The organism is Streptomyces sp. NPDC001137 (assembly GCF_040298885.1).
GTDB lineage: Bacteria > Actinomycetota > Actinomycetes > Streptomycetales > Streptomycetaceae > Streptomyces.
The window spans coordinates 400827-416514 of sequence record NZ_JBEPBA010000004.1 but is presented as its reverse complement, the minus strand read 5'-3'; the positions used below and the strand labels follow the sequence as shown (position 1 = coordinate 416514).

Annotated in this window: 15 protein-coding genes and 2 tRNA genes; 5 read left to right on the top strand and 12 right to left on the bottom strand. The window is 70.4% G+C overall.

From position 1 onward, the window contains the following. The first annotated feature begins 74 nt into the window (after nt 1–74). Nucleotides 75–800 carry a 3'-5' exonuclease gene (locus tag ABT254_RS10490; protein WP_351466529.1) on the top strand — a complete coding sequence of 242 codons (726 nt, stop codon included), beginning with the start codon at nt 75–77 and terminating at the stop codon, nt 798–800. A gap of 54 nt (nt 801–854) precedes the next feature. Here ABT254_RS10490 and ABT254_RS10485 read toward each other — a convergent pair. Together ABT254_RS10485 and ABT254_RS10480 are read right to left on the bottom strand one after the other, a co-directional pair. Beyond that, nucleotides 855–926, bottom strand: a tRNA-Val gene (locus tag ABT254_RS10485). Between the two features lie 39 nt (nt 927–965). Next, the gene (locus ABT254_RS10480) at nt 966–1412 is read right to left on the bottom strand and encodes an SRPBCC family protein (RefSeq protein WP_351466526.1); all 447 of its coding nucleotides are present in this window, start codon (nt 1410–1412) and stop codon (nt 966–968) included. A 124-nt stretch (nt 1413–1536) separates the two neighbouring features. Between ABT254_RS10480 and ABT254_RS10475 the strand changes: the two genes are divergently transcribed. Then, nucleotides 1537–3909, top strand: coding sequence for an SCO7613 C-terminal domain-containing membrane protein (locus ABT254_RS10475; RefSeq protein ID WP_351466523.1), 2373 nt, complete (start codon nt 1537–1539; stop codon nt 3907–3909). Between the two features lie 44 nt (nt 3910–3953). Here ABT254_RS10475 and ABT254_RS10470 read toward each other — a convergent pair whose 3' ends face one another. The 7 genes from ABT254_RS10470 to ABT254_RS10440 all read right to left on the bottom strand — a co-directional run bounded on the left by ABT254_RS10470 (nt 3954) and on the right by ABT254_RS10440 (nt 11659). After that, the gene (locus ABT254_RS10470) at nt 3954–6689 is read right to left on the bottom strand and encodes an exo-rhamnogalacturonan lyase family protein (protein WP_351466520.1); all 2736 of its coding nucleotides are present in this window, start codon (nt 6687–6689) and stop codon (nt 3954–3956) included. A gap of 116 nt (nt 6690–6805) precedes the next feature. After that, nucleotides 6806–7396 carry a hypothetical protein gene (locus tag ABT254_RS10465; RefSeq protein ID WP_351466517.1) on the bottom strand — a complete coding sequence of 197 codons (591 nt, stop codon included), beginning with the start codon at nt 7394–7396 and terminating at the stop codon, nt 6806–6808. Between the two features lie 10 nt (nt 7397–7406). Beyond that, entirely contained in the window at nt 7407–8291 is an 885-nt protein-coding gene (locus ABT254_RS10460) for a carbohydrate ABC transporter permease (protein ID WP_351466515.1), read from the bottom strand. Further along, entirely contained in the window at nt 8288–9253 is a 966-nt protein-coding gene (locus tag ABT254_RS10455) for a carbohydrate ABC transporter permease (protein WP_351466512.1), read from the bottom strand. Before ABT254_RS10455 ends, ABT254_RS10460 begins: the two co-directional genes overlap by 4 nt. Before the next feature lie 157 nt (nt 9254–9410). Further along, the gene (locus ABT254_RS10450) at nt 9411–10700 is read right to left on the bottom strand and encodes an ABC transporter substrate-binding protein (RefSeq protein ID WP_351466509.1); all 1290 of its coding nucleotides are present in this window, start codon (nt 10698–10700) and stop codon (nt 9411–9413) included. A gap of 334 nt (nt 10701–11034) precedes the next feature. After that, nucleotides 11035–11106, bottom strand: a tRNA-Val gene (locus ABT254_RS10445). 88 nt (nt 11107–11194) lie between these two features. Further along, on the bottom strand, nt 11195–11659 hold the full coding sequence (locus tag ABT254_RS10440) for a TIGR02611 family protein (protein WP_351466507.1): 465 nt from the start codon (nt 11657–11659) through the stop codon (nt 11195–11197). A 201-nt stretch (nt 11660–11860) separates the two neighbouring features. Between ABT254_RS10440 and ABT254_RS10435 the strand changes: the two genes are divergently transcribed. Then, complete coding sequence (locus tag ABT254_RS10435) at nt 11861–12274, top strand: SsgA family sporulation/cell division regulator (protein WP_004002642.1); 414 nt, start codon at nt 11861–11863, stop codon at nt 12272–12274. A gap of 241 nt (nt 12275–12515) precedes the next feature. After that, nucleotides 12516–13076, top strand: a complete 561-nt coding sequence (locus ABT254_RS10430) for a CGNR zinc finger domain-containing protein (RefSeq protein ID WP_351466504.1) — start codon at nt 12516–12518, stop codon at nt 13074–13076. 76 nt (nt 13077–13152) lie between these two features. Here the strand turns inward: ABT254_RS10430 and ABT254_RS10425 are convergent, their stop codons facing one another. Then, nucleotides 13153–13305, bottom strand: coding sequence for a hypothetical protein (locus tag ABT254_RS10425; RefSeq protein ID WP_351466502.1), 153 nt, complete (start codon nt 13303–13305; stop codon nt 13153–13155). Between the two features lie 154 nt (nt 13306–13459). Further along, on the bottom strand, nt 13460–13903 hold the full coding sequence (locus ABT254_RS10420; protein ID WP_351466500.1) for a hypothetical protein: 444 nt from the start codon (nt 13901–13903) through the stop codon (nt 13460–13462). Between the two features lie 234 nt (nt 13904–14137). Between ABT254_RS10420 and ABT254_RS10415 the strand changes: the two genes are divergently transcribed. Beyond that, nucleotides 14138–14662: a DsbA family protein gene (locus ABT254_RS10415; protein WP_351466497.1), complete on the top strand. Its 525-nt coding sequence runs from the start codon at nt 14138–14140 to the stop codon at nt 14660–14662. 189 nt (nt 14663–14851) lie between these two features. Here ABT254_RS10415 and ABT254_RS10410 read toward each other — a convergent pair whose 3' ends face one another. After that, nucleotides 14852–15676 (bottom strand): GNAT family N-acetyltransferase, encoded by an 825-nt coding sequence (locus tag ABT254_RS10410; RefSeq protein ID WP_351466494.1) that lies wholly within the window; start codon nt 15674–15676, stop codon nt 14852–14854. Nucleotides 15677–15688: the final 12 nt, after the last annotated feature.

Here is a 15688-nt window from a genome sequence, read left to right as displayed (position 1 = left end):
AACAGCCCGGGTATCACCAAACAGGCAGAAGACGGGACGTCAGCTGCCGTGGGTGAACGAGGAGTTGTGTAGGCATGACGACCTGGTACGAGGGGCCCCTGGCCGCCTTCGACACGGAGACCACGGGTGTCGACGTCGAGACCGACCGCATCGTGTCGGCCGCCGTCGTCGTCCAGGACGCCCCGGGCAGCCGGCCCCGGATGACTCGTTGGCTGGTCAACCCGGGTGTGCCGGTGCCGGAGGCGGCGACGGCGGTGCACGGGCTGACGGACGAACACCTGCAGCGCAACGGCCGCTGGCCGGCGCCGGTGATGTACGAGATAGCCGAGGCACTGGCCGAGCAGGCGGCGATGGCCCGTCCGCTCGTGGTGATGAACGCGCCGTTCGATCTGACGCTCCTGGACCGCGAGTTGCGCCGCCATCGCGCCTCCTCGCTGGATCGCTGGTTCCAGTCGTCGACGCTGCGGGTGCTCGACCCGCGGGTCCTCGACAAGCACCTGGACCGCTACCGCAAGGGCCGCCGCACCCTGACCGACCTGTGCGCGCACTACGGCGTCACGCTGGAGGGTGCGCACGACGCGGCGGCGGACGCCCTGGCCGCACTGGACGTCGTACGGGCCCTCGGGCGTCGTTTCGCCGCCCGGCTGGAGCGCCTCTCCCCCGCCGAGCTGCACGCCCTGCAGACCACCTGGCACGCGGCCCAGGCGCGCGGTCTTCAGGCGTGGTTCGCGAAGAGCGGCACGGAGGAGATCGTGAACACGGCGTGGCCGCTGCGGCCGGATCTTCCGGCGGCGGCATGAAGCACGCCGACATGCAGAAGGCCGGTCCGCTGCTGCGGACCGGCCTTCTCCCGGTGGGCGATACTGGGTTCGAACCAGTGACCTCTTCGGTGTGAACGAAGCGCTCTCCCACTGAGCTAATCGCCCGGGAACGCACTGAACCATACAGGTCTTCGCGGGTTTCCTTCAAACCGCTTCCAGGTACGCGACCAGGCCTCGCCGCCCGGCCCGCATCATCAGCCGGTGGTTGGCGCGGAACACCGGCCGGCCCGGCACGGCGAACCGCCTGAGCAGCGGCTTGTGCACGACGACGGCCTGCTCGAAGCGAGCGAGGGTGCCGGCGCCCCCGGCGGTGATCGTCCAGCGCGCCCAGCCCTCGAGGTCGCCGGACATGGCGATCTCCAGGACGCCCGCGGCGGGGTCGCGGCGCGTCTCGCGGGCGGTGAAGTGCAGGTTGTACGGGAGGAGGGAGCGGATCCGGATGACGCCGGAGGTGTCGTCGAGCCGGGTCACCTCCCGCACCTGGGGCCACCAGCGGGGGTACTCCTCGGCCCGCTCCAGCACCTCGTACACGGTGGCGGGCGGGGCGGGCAGGGCCCAGAGGCTTCGGAAGCGGTAGTGCGTCCAGTCCATGGCGGGAGTCTGCCCGTACCCAGGGCGTTCGCCCTCGCATCCGAGCCGCGGTGGCGGGATCTGAGTATGTGGCTGAGTACCTGCACTCATGCCGTACGACGTGACGCGGACCACACTCCCAGGCATGACGCATGTTCCGCCCCCGGCCGAGGAGTTGCGGCTCCTCGACGCCGAGCTCTGGCAACTGGACGCCCGCCGGGCCCAGTTGCTCCATCGCCGTGCCTGGCTGGTCGCCGCGCTCCAGGCGGCGCGCCCCGTGCACCCGGCACCGCAGGCCTCGCAGGCGCCCGTGGAGGCGTCTCGCCCGGAGGCCACCGCGCCCGGCGTGCAGAACCTTCTGCTGCTGCTCGGCGGGGTGCTGCTCACCGTCGCCGCGATGGTGTTCACGCTGGTCAGCTGGGGGCATCTCGGCATCACGGGGCGGGCCCTCGTGCTCGGTGCGGTCACGGTGGCCGCGCTCGCCGCGCCGTTTGTCCTGCTGCGGCGCGGGCTGCGTTCGACGGCCGAGTCGGTGGCCGGTCTGGGGCTGGCGCTGACGGTGCTGGACGCGTACGCACTGCAACAGGTCGCCTTCATGGGGACGGACGGCGCGGGATACACGGCCGTCGTGTCGGCGCTGCTGGCGGGGCTCTGGGCGGCGTACGGTCTGCTGCCGCGTGCGGCGGAGCTGCGGCTGCCGCTGCCCGCCGCACTGGCGGCGGCCCAACTCCCGCTGTTCTTCTGGGCGATCTCGGCCGGCGCGGGGTCGTCCGGGATCGCGGCCGCGCTGCTGGTGACGGCCGGGTTCGACACAGGTGTGGCGCTCCGGGTGACCGCCAGGTCCGTAGGCGTCCCCGCCGCCGTCGGCGCGTACGGCACGGGCACCCTGGGTGCACTGACGGCCGGCTGGCTCTCGTGGGATGCCGCCGGTCCGGGCGCCGCCGCCCGTGCGGCGGCGCTCCTCACCCTTGCGGCGGCGATCGCGCTGGGGGCCGCCTGGCGGCTGCCGAAGCCCGCCCTGGCCACGGGCAACGCCGCGACGGGCGGTCTGCTCCTGGTCACGGCGGTCGGTGGCGTGCTGCGGGTGACGCTGCCCGACGGGTGGACCGTACCGGGGTACCTGGCGTGCGGCGTGGCGCTGCTCGCGGCCCTGCGGGTGCGGCTGCCCGAGCCGGTGCGGCGCGGGCTGGTCCAGGCCTCCGCCGCCGTGCAGACACTCGCCGTCGCCTGTGCGCTGCCGCTGTTCGTGGTCGCGCTGCTGGGTCCGCTGGGCCGGGCGGAGCGCTGGTGGACCGGTGCACCCTCGGACGCGCGGGCCGCGGCGGCCGTCCACACGCCGTGGCCGCCGTATCCCGGTCAGCTGCTCCTCGGCCCGGTGGTCGTCGCGGCCCTGCTGGCCCTGCTGGTCCGCGGCGAGACCCGGCGGCCCCAGGCACTGACCGGCGCGGCGCTCCTCGCCTGGGCCACCGTCATGACGCTGCCTGCGGTCCTCCAACTCCCCTACTCCGCGGCCCTGTTGTTGCAGGGGGCGGTGACCGGAGCGGCCCTCGCGGCGGCGGCCTTCCGGCTCCTGCCCGCGACCGCCACCACGCTCGCCCTGGGCGGTTCGGTCTCCCTCGCCTTCCTCTCACTGGCTTCCCAGACGGCCACCCTCACCGTGCTGTCCGTCCTGACGGCACTGTTCGCCGCCGCCTCGCTGCGGGCGCCCCTCGCGCCCTTCACCGCCCCGGCCGGGCTCGTGTACGCCACCGCGCTGGCATGCGCGACAGGTCTGGCGGCTGACTGGCAGCCGCAGCACACCGCGCTGCTGGTCCTGGTGGTCCCGGTGGCCGCGGCCCTGCTCGCCGCGCGCCTCGGCGAGAGCCACGCGCGCGTGCCGGTCGAAGTCACCGGAGCCGCCGCCGGACTGCTGGCCGTCGGCCTCGCGATCACCGCCCCGCCGATGCTCGCCCTGGTGCTTGCCCTGTGCGGAGTGATCGCCGCGGCCACGGCGGTACGGTCCGACCGCCGCCCCGCGAGCTATGCGGCCGCCGCCCTCTTCCTGCTGGCGGGCTGGGTCCGGCTGGCCGCCTGGGACGTCGGCACCGTCGAGGCGTACACGCTCCCGGTCACCGTGCCGGCGCTGTGTGTCGGCGCCTGGCGCAGGTCCCGCGATCCGCAGGCGTCGTCGTGGACGGCGTACGGCGCCGGACTCGCCGCCACCCTGCTGCCGAGCCTCGCCGCGGCCTGGCACGACCCGCACTGGACGCGCCCGCTGCTGCTCGGCACGGCGGCCCTGCTGACCACCCTGCTGGGTGCCCGCCACCGCCTCCAGGCACCCCTCGTCCTGGGCGGCTCGGTACTGGTCCTGGACTCCCTGCACGAACTGGCCCCGTACCTGGTCCAGATGACCGGCGCCCTCCCCCGCTGGGTACCTTTCGCACTCGCCGGCCTGCTGCTGCTCGCACTGGGGGCGACCTACGAACGCCGCCTCAGGGATGTCCGCCGGGTGCGGGACATTCTGACCACCATGCACTGAAGCGCCCCGCCAGGGGCGCGGGGCGCTGTCAATGTGCGGCTCCGTTACGGCATCTTGTCGCCGAGCAGCGCCAGATTCTCAATGGCCGCGAGGCCGTACAGCGCAGTGTCGTTCGACGACACCCAAGCGGCCTCGCTGCCGGCGACCAACGTCAACGGCCCGCTCAGCTTCTCCGTCTTCCACGGCGAAGCCTCCGTATACCCGTCCGAGCTGTAGAACTTCGTCCACGCCCGCCTGGCCAGCGCAGCGTCACCCGTCCGGACGGCGGCGTACGCGTCCAGGCGCGAGTGCCCCTGGAACAGCAGCAGGGTGCCGAAGTCGGAGCCGTAGCGGGCCTTCTGCTCGGCCTTGGTGGCGTTGAAGTAGCGGCAGTAGTCGAAATAGGCCTGGTTGAACTCGGGCATGTCCACGAGGTCGATGAGCTCGGCGCACAGCTCGCCCAGGCCGAAGACGGCCGAGAGATGCGAGACGGAGACCACGGGCGTCGAGGCGACGGCGAACTTGCCCGTGTCGAGGTCGTACAGCCCGCTGCCCTGGACGAAGCCGTTGGGCTGCGCGGCGATGCCCTCCATCGTCGACAGCACCCGCGCCTTCGCCTTCTCCCACTTGGGGCCCCTGCGCTCCCACTCGGTCAGCCACGCGGACACCAGACCGCTCCAGTCGGTGCCGAAGCCGATCGACAGGGCGTGCCGGTCCGGGGTGTACGGGTCCGTCCGCACCTTGCGCTGCGGATCGAGGACCAGGAAGGTCTCGTCGGAGTCGACGTTGGCGTGCATGAGATCGCCCACGCGTTCGTCGGCCGTGAGGAAGTAGTAGTAGCGCCGGTAGGTGGTGTTGGCGATGCGCTGCTGCTTGGCGCTGTCGGCGTAGTGCTGGACGCCGTGCCGGGTGCCCAGGCCCGCCCAGTCGCCCAGGTGGTAGACGTCGACCTCACCCGTGTGCCGGGTGAGGGCCTCGGCGAAGCGGAAGATGTCCGCGCGGCCGGAGCGGAGGTAGGCCATCCAGAGCCAGATGTCCGGCGAGAGCTCGGAGTTGTCCCAGGCGTAACCGCCCACGTCGTACCGCCACTGGTGGCGCACGGTGTCGTAGGAGTGCATGAAGTCGCCGTAGTCCCAGAAGCCGTACCAGCGGCGTTGCTCCACCTGGTCCTTGTAGTAGGTGAAGAGGAAGTCGAGGTGGTCCTCGATCTTCGCCTTGGCCGGCGTGGAACGGTCGGGTTCGGAGTACAGGCCCGGACCGAAGACCTTGGCCTTGATCAGCTGCCTGGGCGGGGCGGCGAGCTGTGGCAGCGCTCGTACGGCCTCGACCTGTGCCGCGAGCTTCTCGGCGGTCGGGGTCGACTCGTTGGCCCAGAAGAGGAGTTCGGAGGTGCGGGCGATGCCGTAGGGGGTGCCGAACTTCGGCTCGTAGTCCTCGTAGGTGATGTTGAGGCCTTCGAGCTGCTTGGCGTATGTGTCCTGGCCCATGCCGTCGTGGTAGAAGCGCAGGTCCATGGGCTGGGCCTCGGGCGACCAGAGCCAGAGGGTGACCTCGGCCTCGTCGGTGTGGGCGTCGCGGATGTCGAGCTGGGCGGGGTGCTTCTCCCAGAAGTCCCTGAGGCCGAAGGAGAATCCGCCGCTCACGCCGCCGACGTAGCCGAAGCCGGAGGCGCGCCTGCCGCCGCCTGCGCCGATCCAGCCGTAGCCCTTCTTGGTCCTCTTCCTCAGCGTGAAGCCGTCGGCGGAGAGCTGGGAGAGGGTGTAGTCGCCCCACTCCGGGATGTACTGCAGCCGGGTCGTCACCCGCTGGTCCCAGGTGGAGGGGTCGGGCAGCTTCCGGCCCGCGTACTGGGCCGCCTGCACGGCCGCGCCCGGGTCGCGGCGCAGGCCCGTGATGCCCTTGACCGCCTCCCGCAGCAGTCCGGTGCCCTCGCCGCCGATGCGGATGTGCCGGTCGTACGACGCGTCCCGCATCGGCACGCCGAAGCGCACCCCCAGCCCGCGGATGAAGTCGCCGCTCGCCTTGCCGGGCTCCTGGGTGCCGTCGTAGGTGATGGTGTGCACCATGCGGAAGGAGTCGGCGCCGGCATAGAAGTACAGCCTGATGGAGAACGGCAGCCAGCTCCGGCCCCCCTTGCGGTGCTTGCCGTCGATGCGGACGACGGCCCGGACCGGCCCCTCCTGCTCGACCGTCACCGCGCCGATCGCGCCGTCGAAGCGCTCGGTCTTGACGGTGCCCTGGTCCCCGTCCTCGATCTCCGGCTGGCGGATGAGGACGAGCCGGCCGTTCCTGGCGATCTCGGTCGAGCCGCGGGTCACCGACTTGATCAGGGTGGAGCCGTTCTTGCCGATCTTGGCGGTGATCACGCCTGTCGAGACGTCGATGGTGCCGCCGCTCTTGTCGACGGTGACGTTCTTGTCGGGGGTCGCCGCGTCACCGGCCGCGAGGGTGAGCTTGCCGGAGCCCGAACTCACCGCGTGCGCCGACCACTTGAGGGAGCCGTCCGGCCAGTACGCGATCGGCCAGGACTGCACGGGCACAGCCTTGCCGTCCGTGTCCGTGAGCGCGAACGTCTGGTCGGGCTGGAAGGCGCCCTTCGGCCAGGGGACGCCGACGGTGGAGCCGGGCGCGGCCCCCAGGCCGCCGTCCTCCAGCCAGTCCAGGGTCACGGGATCGCCGGCCGCGGCCTCGGCTCTGGGCGCGGCCTGCGCGTCCTTGGCTCCTGGGGCCCAGCTGAACTGCGCGGCTACTCCGGCGACGGCGGCCGCCTTGAGGAGGGACCTGCGGGGGATGGGAGACATGAGCGTTCAGCCTTTCCTTATCCGTGCGGGATTTTTCTTCCGTGCGGTTGGTCAGGGGCATGACAGGGAGAGGTACGGGCGCCTGGGGCGCCGACTTTGCGGGAATGCACCGCTCGTCAGCGGCGCCGGTACCGCTCCTCCACGGCGACGGCCGCGGCCGCGACGGCCCCCAGGACGGGGACCGCCAGGGGCGCGATCAGCAGGGCGGAACAGACGACGAGGACCACTCCGCCGACGAGCAGGAAGGATCCGGCGGGATCGAGGACGGTACGGCGGCCGGCTTCGGCGAGCAGCGTCCGCCAGAGCGCCCCCGGCTCCCACACCGCCGCCGCGCGCAGCCCGGCCACGACGAGTCCGATCAGGGCGAACAGGCCGACGGCCCCCACGAACGGCCCCCCGGGCAGCCCGGCCCGCACGGCCTGGACGTCCACCCAGACCACGCCCGCCGCGAGCCACCCGGCGAGCCCGGCGACCCACCCGCCCCGCACGGCCGTACGGAAGTCGGAGGCGAACTCACGCCGGCCGCCGCCCTCATGGCCCGTGCGACGGCGCAGATGCCGCGCCCCGGCGGCGAAGGCGGCCGGGAAGGTCACCACTCCCAACGAGGCCACCGCGATCCACACCCCGGTGAGCAGACACTCGGCGAAGACCCCGAACCGCTCCGCGAACACCGACTCCTTGCGTGCCTTGACCCGCACTCCGGCCATGGTGACCGCCTCAGCCCTTCAGTCCGGAGGTCGCCATTCCGTCGATCAGATAGCGCTGGAAGGCGAGGAAGAACAGCAGCACGGGCAGCAGCGCGACCAGCGACATCGCGATGAGGCCGCCGTAGTTGGCGGCGACGCCGTCGGAGTCGCGGAACATCATCATGCCGAGGGAGACGGTGTACTTGCCGGGCTCGTTCAGGTAGATCAGCGGGCCCATGAAGTCGTTCCAGGCGTTGATGAAGGTGAAGATGGCGCTGGTGATGAGCGCGGGCCGGCACAGCGGCAGCACGATCGACCAGTAGATCCGCAGGTGCCCGCAGCCGTCGATGCGTGCGGCCTCGTCCAGCTCCCTCGGCAGGTTCCGCATGAACTGCACCATGAGGAAGACGAAGAAGGCCTCCGTGGCCAGGTACTTGCCGAGCAGCAGCGGCACATAGGTGTTGATCAGCTCCAGCTTCTGGAACATCACGTACTGCGGGATCAGCAGCACGTGATACGGCAGCAGGAGCGTGCCGATCATCAGCGAGAACAGCAGGTTCCGGCCGGCGAACCTGATCCTGGCGAAGGCGTACGCCGTCAGCGAGCAGGAGATCAGGATGCCGACGACGGCACCGCCCGCGTACAGGAGGGAGTTCTGGAAGAACGTCCAGATCGAGATGTCGGCCATGCCGTCGGCCAGGCCCCTGAAGTTCTCCAGGACGGGATGGGCGGGGAACAGCTGAAGGCTGTTGATGATGTCCTTGCTCGGCTTGAAGGACGCGCCGATCACCCAGACGACGGGATACAGGACGACCGCGAGGACCAGCAGCGAGCCGATGTGCCAGACGAGCGAGCCGGCGCGTTTGCGGCCGAGACCGCCGAGCGGCTTCGGGGCGGCGGGGGTGGTGGCGCTCATCGGGCGTCCTCCGTGTCGTTCTCGTAGTGCACCCACTTCTTCTGGGACCAGAACAGGACGGCGGTCACCAGGGCCACGGCGAGCAGCAGCATCCAGGCCATCGCGGAGGCGAAGCCCATCTGGGCGTTCTTGAAGCCCTGCTGGTAGAGGTAGCAGGTGTAGACGAGCGTGGCGTCGGCCGGTCCGCAGTAGGTGTTGGAGACGACGTAGGCCGAGCCGAAGATCTGGAACGAGTGGATGGTCTCCAGCAGGACGTTGAAGAACAGCACCGGGGAGATCATCGGCAGGGTGATGCTCCAGAACTTGCGGAAGGCCCCGGCGCCGTCCAGTTCGGCGGCCTCGTACAGCTCCCTGGGCACCTGCTTGAGCCCGGCCAGGAAGATGACCATGGGAGCGCCGAACTGCCACACGGTGAGCGCGACCAGGCAGTAGAGGATCCAGTCGGGGTTGCCGACCCAGCCGCCGACGTGGAAGCCGAAGGCCGACATCGCACGGTCGACGACGGCGTTGTCGGAGAAGATCGACCGCCAGACGAAGGCGACCGAGACGCTCGCGCCGATGAGCGAGGGTGCGTAGAACGCGGCCCGGTAGAAGGCCTGTCCGCGGCGGCTCTGCGCGAGGAGCAGGGCGACCCCGAGGGCGAGCAGCAGCTTCAGCGGGGTGCCGATGACGACGTACTTGGCCGTCACCTCCACCGACTTCTGCCAGCGGGGGTCGTCGAACATCCTGGTGAAGTTGTCGAGACCGACCCACTTCGGGGTGTTGAAGAGGTTGTAGTCGGTGAACGCGAAGTAGAGCGAGGCCACCATGGGGCCCGCGGTCAGGAGCAGGAAGCCCGCGATCCACGGGGACATGAAGAGGTAACCGGCGAGGTTCTCCCGCCGCCCCCGCTGTTTGACGGCGGCTGGGGCGGCAGAGCGGGCCCTCCGGGCGGCGGGCGGTGATTCCTTGACGAGCGTCACGGTGCTTCCCAATCGGTTCCAGGCAAGGTGACTGCGGTTGCAGCGCCCCGAAGGGGCGCGGGGCTGTGCCCGATATGCGGCTCCGCCGCGTGGGCGCGACCAGCCACGACGGCGCAGCAGACAAAACTCAACGACCACCGCGCCCCCAGCGGAGCGCCTACGCCTGGAAGGCGGCCTGCGACTCGTCGAAGAACTGCTTCACCGCGGCGGAGGGCTTCGTCTTGCCCTGGGCCAGGTCGCCGCCGATGCGCAGAAAGGCCGCCTCGATGGTGTCGGCACCGGAGGGGTGCGGGGTGATCGTGCCGAGGACGCCGGCCTTGGCGGTGTCCGCCTCGTACTGCGCGATCTCCTTGTTGACCGGGTCGGTCGGCTTGAACGCGTCGTACTGCTGGGTCGAGGCGAGGATGCCCCGGTCGTAGCCCATGATCTTGCCGACTTCCGGGTCGTGGACCATGAAGTCGATGAACTGGGCGACCTCCTTGGGGTGCTGGGTGCGCGCGGAGGCGCTCAGCATCAGCGAGGCCAGGTACTGCCCGGTGTGCTTTCCGTCCATGGTGGGGATCGGCGCGAGGCCGTACTCGCTGCTGCCCTCGGCCGTGTAGCGGACGGTGAAGTTGTCCCAGGTGAATTCCGAGGCCCCGTGCCCGGCGGAGAGGGACGACTTGGGCCGGTCCTGCTCGACGGTCCTGGGGTCGGTGATGATGCCGGCCTTCACGCGGCTGTAGCCGTCCTGCCACCACTCCGTCAGATCGGCCTTGTCGAAACCGAGGCCGTCCTTGGTGTAGAACGCCTTTCCGTTCTGCCGCAGGTACAGGTCGTACAGGTACATGATGCTGAAGTAGCCCGTGTCGCCGGGCACCTTGGTCCTGTCGTGGACGGTCTTGAGGGCCTTGAAGTAGTCGTCCCAGGTCCAGCCCGTGGCCGGCTCGACGCCCGCCTTCTGGAAGACCTTCTTGTCGATGACCAGCGCCATGGTGTTGGAGCCGACGGGGATGCCGAGCTGCTTGCCGTCGACCTCGCCCACCTTGGTGACACCCGCACGGAAGTTGTCGAGGCTGAGATTACCCGCGTCGATCTGGGACCCCAGGTCGAGCAGGACGCTTCTCTTGTCGTACTTCCTAAGGAAAGTGACGGCGTTTTGAAAAACGTCCGGGGGATTTCCGCCGGCCGCCTGCGTCTGGAACTTCTCCCAGAATGAGACGTAGTCCTGGAAGTCCGTCTTCACCTTGATCTTCGGGTACTTCTTCTCGAAGAGCCCGATGGTCTGGTTGATCTTCTTGGCCCGTTCTTCGGCACCCCACCACGAGTAACGGATCGTCACCGTCCCGTCGGCGGAGGTGCCGCTGTCGCCGCCGCAGCCCGTGGTCGCGGCCAGGCCCAGCGCGGCCGCCGACGCCCCGGCGGCCTTGAGGATCGTACGCCTCTCAACATTCCTGCTGGTTCCCACAGTCGGGCCCCTCCCCGGCATCATTGCCAGCTGCATGAATCGTTTCAAGTAAGCGCTTGCCGCCACAAGCTACGGAGGGCCTCGGGGTGCGTCAATGATTCGGACAGGAATTTCTTACCGGGCGCCCCGACGGGTTGACGGCACATCGGCATCAGAACGCGCCGCGAGAGGGGTGATGTCGCAGGTGAGAGGCGTGCGCTCGACGGACCGGACATCAACTGGCCATCCGTGCACGGACGTTGCCCGGCCGAAACTCACCGGAGTACGGGACCCGTCCGAGGGGGCTCACACGACGGCGGCCCGCCTGCTCTCGCAGACGGGCCGCCGATCCGGGTGGGCGATACTGGGTTCGAACCAGTGACCTCTTCGGTGTGAACGAAGCGCTCTCCCACTGAGCTAATCGCCCGGACGCAGGAAGAACATTACCCCATGTCAGGGGGTGCCTGTGACCAGCACGAAGCGGCGGCCGCCGAGGCTCGCGCCGCCCGCGCGGATCACTGTTCCTTGATCTTCCAGGGCATCACGACGCCGAACTTCCACAGATAGATCCCGACGAGCACGCCCACGATCACGAGACCGATCGCCGTCAGCGTGATGTTCCGGCGCCGCACCCTGGGATCGAGGGCTCGCTGGGCCGCCTCGGTGACCTTGCGTTTCGTCCAGCGGAGCACCAGCTGGGCCCAGACGAACTCGGTCGCCCAGATGGCCATGCCGCCGAAGATCACCACCCAGCCGGGCCCGGGCAGCGGCAACATGACGATGCCGGCGCCCACGACCGCGAGACCGACGACGAAGACCCCGACCTGCCAGCTCAGATGCAGGGCGCGACGCCTCTTGATGAACGCCGGCGCCTTGGAGCCGAGGCCGTGCTCGCCCTGCGTCCCGTCCGGCTTCGTCTCGTCCGATGCCACGGTGGCCTCGCCCGGCAGTCCCTCGGTCCGGTTACTCCCCGTATTCATACGGCCAAACTTTACCTTACTTTACCGAGCGGAAACCAGTCACCGGAATGGCCGTACCTCACGAACGACCCATGGGCCGGAAGAGTTACGTAAAGGCACGCAAAACACTCAGAGGGGTTTACAACGGCACCGTAGGTGGCATGTCGATTTCGCCGACGTGCGAATCCCCGAGCGCACACTGAGCGAAAGGCCCTGGCGCTTATGAACACCACGGTCAGCTGCGAGCTGCACCTGCGCCTCGTTGTGTCGAGCGAGTCCTCCCTGCCTGTCCCCGCAGGCCTGCGGTACGACACGGCCGACCCCTACGCCGTGCACGCCACCTTCCACACCGGAGCCGAGGAGACCGTCGAGTGGGTGTTCGCCCGCGACCTCCTCGCGGAGGGGCTGCACCGGCCCACCGGCACCGGCGACGTCCGTGTCTGGCCGTCGCGCAGTCACGGTCAGGGGGTCGTGTGCATCGCGCTGAGCTCCCCGGAGGGCGAGGCCCTGCTGGAAGCCCCGGCGCGGGCACTGGAGTCCTTCCTGAAGCGAACCGACGCCGCCGTGCCCCCCGGCACGGAACACCGGCATTTCGATCTCGACCAGGAGCTCTCGCACATCCTGGCGGAGAGCTAGGGCGAGGCACCACGAAGCCGCCCGGCGCCGTCGACTCGGGGAGACGGCTCGGGCCAGAACAACTGCATACGGTACGCATCAGCGCCGCCGCCGCGATCGAGTCGTGGGGCGGCGCCGGTGTGTGCGGCGGGGCAGGGGGAAGGTGCCTGGTGGCACGACCGCCCGCAGCCGGGCGGCAAGCCACTAACATCGGCCAGCATGAGGCGGGCGTCCGCCCGACCCCCAGGCCAGGGAGCGAAACGTGCTGATCACCCACGACACCCGGTGCGCGCTCGACACCGTGGTGGATCTGGTGAACACCGCACCGGAGGACAACGCGGCACCGGACGGACTGCCCGACGTCGCGGCTCTCGAGGATTTCGTACGAACCCACGACATCAGCGATGTGGGGGCGCTCTCGGAGTTCGACCTCTCGGCCGTGCGCAAGATCCGCGGCCGGTTCGCCTCGGTCTTCGCGGCGCGCGATGCCCGGACCGCCGCCGGCGTGATCAACGAGCTGGTCGCCGCCGCGGGCACCACTCCGCGCCTCACGGACCACGACGGCTACGACTGGCATGTGCACTACTTCGCGCCCGGCGCCTCCGTCGCCGACCATCTCGCGGCCGACTGCGGGATGGCGCTGGCCTTCTTCGTGGTGGCCGGTGAGCAGGAGCGGCTGCGCCGCTGCGAGGCCCCCGACTGCCGGCGTGCGTTCGTGGACCTCTCCCGGAACCGCTCGCGCCGCTACTGCGACAGCCGTACCTGCGGAAACCGCCTGCACGTGGCCGCGTACCGGGCACGGCGCAAGGAGGCGGCGGGCTAGGCAGGGCCCAGGGCCTGGCCGGACAGGGATGTCGACGTGGTCCCCCGCGGGTGTCGCCGGGGACCACGGGTACGGCTCACAGCATCAGCAGGTCGTGCAACGACGCCATGAGCAGCAGACACCCGATCACCGCAAGGAAGATCATCAGCGGTGGCTGGGAAAGGGCGAAGAGGCATCCGCGCGGCTCATCCTTCGGCGGCGCGGAATCGCCGTGTTCCGTGTCCAGCATCTCGCGGCGATGATGGCGCATTCCGTACGTCCGGTGCGCTCAACACGCGCGGAATGACCGGCAGTTCGCCGGATCCCGTGAAGTCCGGTTCCGGTCGTGATCACTTCACGTCACAGCCTTGATCCACTGTGTCGTTTCAGTCGTCATGCGCGGGTCATATGCCGTGCTTCTTCAGGATGGCCTCGATGTCGCTGAAGTCGTCCGCCGACTCGGTGCGGGGTGCGCTCGCGGGCCGGGTCGCCGGCCGGGCCCCCGGGCCCAGGGAAGGCGCGGAAGCCGTCGGAGCGACCGCTTCGCGCTGCCCCGCGGCCCTGGCTTCCCTGCGCTCCTTGCGGGCGCCGCCCCGGCGACGCTCCACCGCGCGCGTGCTGGAGAACAGCAGCCAGGCGGCGCCGAGCACACCGAAGCCCGCCCAGGCCGTCGGACTGAAGGCGGTGTCCGCCAGCCACTGCACGGTGCCGGTCATCACCAGACCGATGGGGACGAGTGAGTAGGCGGCGATGCGGGCGGCCGCGAGGAAGCGCTTGCGGTAGGCCGTGACCACCGCGATGCCCAGGCCGGCCGCGGACACGGCGGAACAGACGGTCTCGGCAATCATCCGGTCCTCCAGGCAGGGCTCGGTCGGGCAGGGGGCACTTCGTCCCTTCCATCCTGCACCGCCCGGACCTCGTGCGGCCATGGTCCGGGCGGACATCAGGGACATCTCCGGGTCGGCTCCTCCGAAGGTGCCGGTCCGGGGCACTCCCCCAGGTGGGGATCAGGGTCCCGGGCGCAGGTCACCGAGGCCGGGGTCCGATTGGGTCGACCGCGTCCGAGCTGGGAGACTGACGGCATGAGCGACTCCTCCCCCGCGCCTACCGCCGCGCCCGTCCTCGACGTCTGGTGCGACCTCCAGTGCCCGGACTGCCGTAGCGCCCTCGACGATCTGCGTGCCCTGCGCGCCCGCTACGGCGACCGGCTGGAGCTGCGGCTGCGGCACTTCCCGCTGGAGAAGAACAAGCACGCCTTCGCCGCCGCGCAGGCCGCCGAGGAAGCCCTCGAACAGGGCAAGGGCTGGGCCTACGCCGAGGCCGTGCTGGCGCGGGTCGAGGAGCTGGGCCGTAAGGGAGAACCCTTCCTGGTCGAGGTGGCCGCCGAACTCGGTCTGGACGCCGAGGAGTTCGACACCGCGCTGATCGACGGCCGGCACATCCTGATCGTCGACGCCGACCAGGCCGAGGGCAAGGCGATCGGCGTGACCGGCACCCCGACGTACGTCGTCGACGGTCAGCGCCTGGACGGCGGCAAGAGCCAGGAGGGGCTGCGGGAGCGGATCGAGGAGATCGTGGACCGGCTGCTGGCCGGGCAGGACGCCTGACCGGCGCCCGGGCACTCCGCGGGATGCGGAGCCACGTGTTGTCGTCTGCGGCGCCGTCGTGGCTGGTCGCTCCCCCACTCTCGGCTTCGCTCGAGCGGGGGGACCCCCATTGCGGCGGAGCCGCACATCGGGCACGGCCCCGCGCCCCTTCGGGGGCGCTGCCGAGGGTCGGCGGTCCTCGGCAACCGCTCAGAGCAGCGGCTTGTACAGGACGTACTGCGTCGTCCGGTAGCCGAGTGACTCGTAGAGCCGCTCGGCCGGGGTGTTGCCGGCGAACACGTTGAGGCCGAGGGCGCTCCGGCCGGCGCCGATCGCCTGAGTCTCCGCCAGGTGCATCAGCGTGCGGCCGTGTCCCTGTCCGCGGTGGGCGGCGTCGGCCTCGACGTCGTAGACGTAGGCCTTGCCGTCGGTCAGCGCCATCCAGAGGGTGCCCACCCGGGTCCGGTCGTGCTCCAGCACGCTGAACCGCATGCCCTCGGTGGCGAGCCCCCGGGGCAGCAGCATCGCGTGGCCGCGCCGGGACATCTCGTACGCCTCGGACTCGGGCACGCCCCGCTCGATCCACACGCGCGCGTACCCGTCGATCTCAGCCGCGAGCCATGCCTCGAACTCGGCCTCGGTCATGGGACGGGCCCGGCTGCCGGCCGGCAGCCGCGGCGGTGTGTCGCCGATCTGCTTCTCCATGCCGCGGTTGCGGTGCACGTAACCGAGCGCTGCTACGAGCCGCAGCGCCGCCTCGGCGTCGGCGGGCACCAGCGCCTCGATCTGCCGGCAGCCCCAGCCGCGCGCCACCTCCTCCGCGGCGAGTGCGGCCACCGTGCCCCGGCCCCGGCGGCGGTCCGGCTCCTCGATGCGCAGATCGAGGATGCGGGCCATGAAGTCACCGAACTGGGGCAGGGTGCCGAGGCGGACCGTACCGACGGGCCGGCTGTTCACGCACACCTGGTAGCGACGGGAACGTGTCCCGTCCTCGGCACGCTGAAGCGGCTCGGTCGGCCGCAGGGTCGTGGTCATCAGGGGTGTTCT

What these genes read in the sequence shown, in the direction of transcription:
- ABT254_RS10470 (WP_351466520.1), bottom strand. Translation starts at nt 6,689, where the DNA reads ATGTCTCCCATCCCCCGCAGGTCCCTCCTCAAGGCGGCCGCCGTCGCC.
- ABT254_RS10410 (WP_351466494.1), bottom strand. Translation starts at nt 15,676, where the DNA reads ATGACCACGACCCTGCGGCCGACCGAGCCGCTTCAGCGTGCCGAGGAC.
- ABT254_RS10490 (WP_351466529.1), top strand. Translation starts at nt 75, where the DNA reads ATGACGACCTGGTACGAGGGGCCCCTGGCCGCCTTCGACACGGAGACC.
- ABT254_RS10420 (WP_351466500.1), bottom strand. Translation starts at nt 13,903, where the DNA reads ATGATTGCCGAGACCGTCTGTTCCGCCGTGTCCGCGGCCGGCCTGGGC.
- ABT254_RS10440 (WP_351466507.1), bottom strand. Translation starts at nt 11,659, where the DNA reads ATGAATACGGGGAGTAACCGGACCGAGGGACTGCCGGGCGAGGCCACC.
- ABT254_RS10465 (WP_351466517.1), bottom strand. Translation starts at nt 7,396, where the DNA reads ATGGCCGGAGTGCGGGTCAAGGCACGCAAGGAGTCGGTGTTCGCGGAG.
- ABT254_RS10425 (WP_351466502.1), bottom strand. Translation starts at nt 13,305, where the DNA reads ATGCTGGACACGGAACACGGCGATTCCGCGCCGCCGAAGGATGAGCCG.
- ABT254_RS10415 (WP_351466497.1), top strand. Translation starts at nt 14,138, where the DNA reads ATGAGCGACTCCTCCCCCGCGCCTACCGCCGCGCCCGTCCTCGACGTC.
- ABT254_RS10460 (WP_351466515.1), bottom strand. Translation starts at nt 8,291, where the DNA reads ATGAGCGCCACCACCCCCGCCGCCCCGAAGCCGCTCGGCGGTCTCGGC.
- ABT254_RS10435 (WP_004002642.1), top strand. Translation starts at nt 11,861, where the DNA reads ATGAACACCACGGTCAGCTGCGAGCTGCACCTGCGCCTCGTTGTGTCG.
- ABT254_RS10475 (WP_351466523.1), top strand. Translation starts at nt 1,537, where the DNA reads ATGACGCATGTTCCGCCCCCGGCCGAGGAGTTGCGGCTCCTCGACGCC.
- ABT254_RS10480 (WP_351466526.1), bottom strand. Translation starts at nt 1,412, where the DNA reads ATGGACTGGACGCACTACCGCTTCCGAAGCCTCTGGGCCCTGCCCGCC.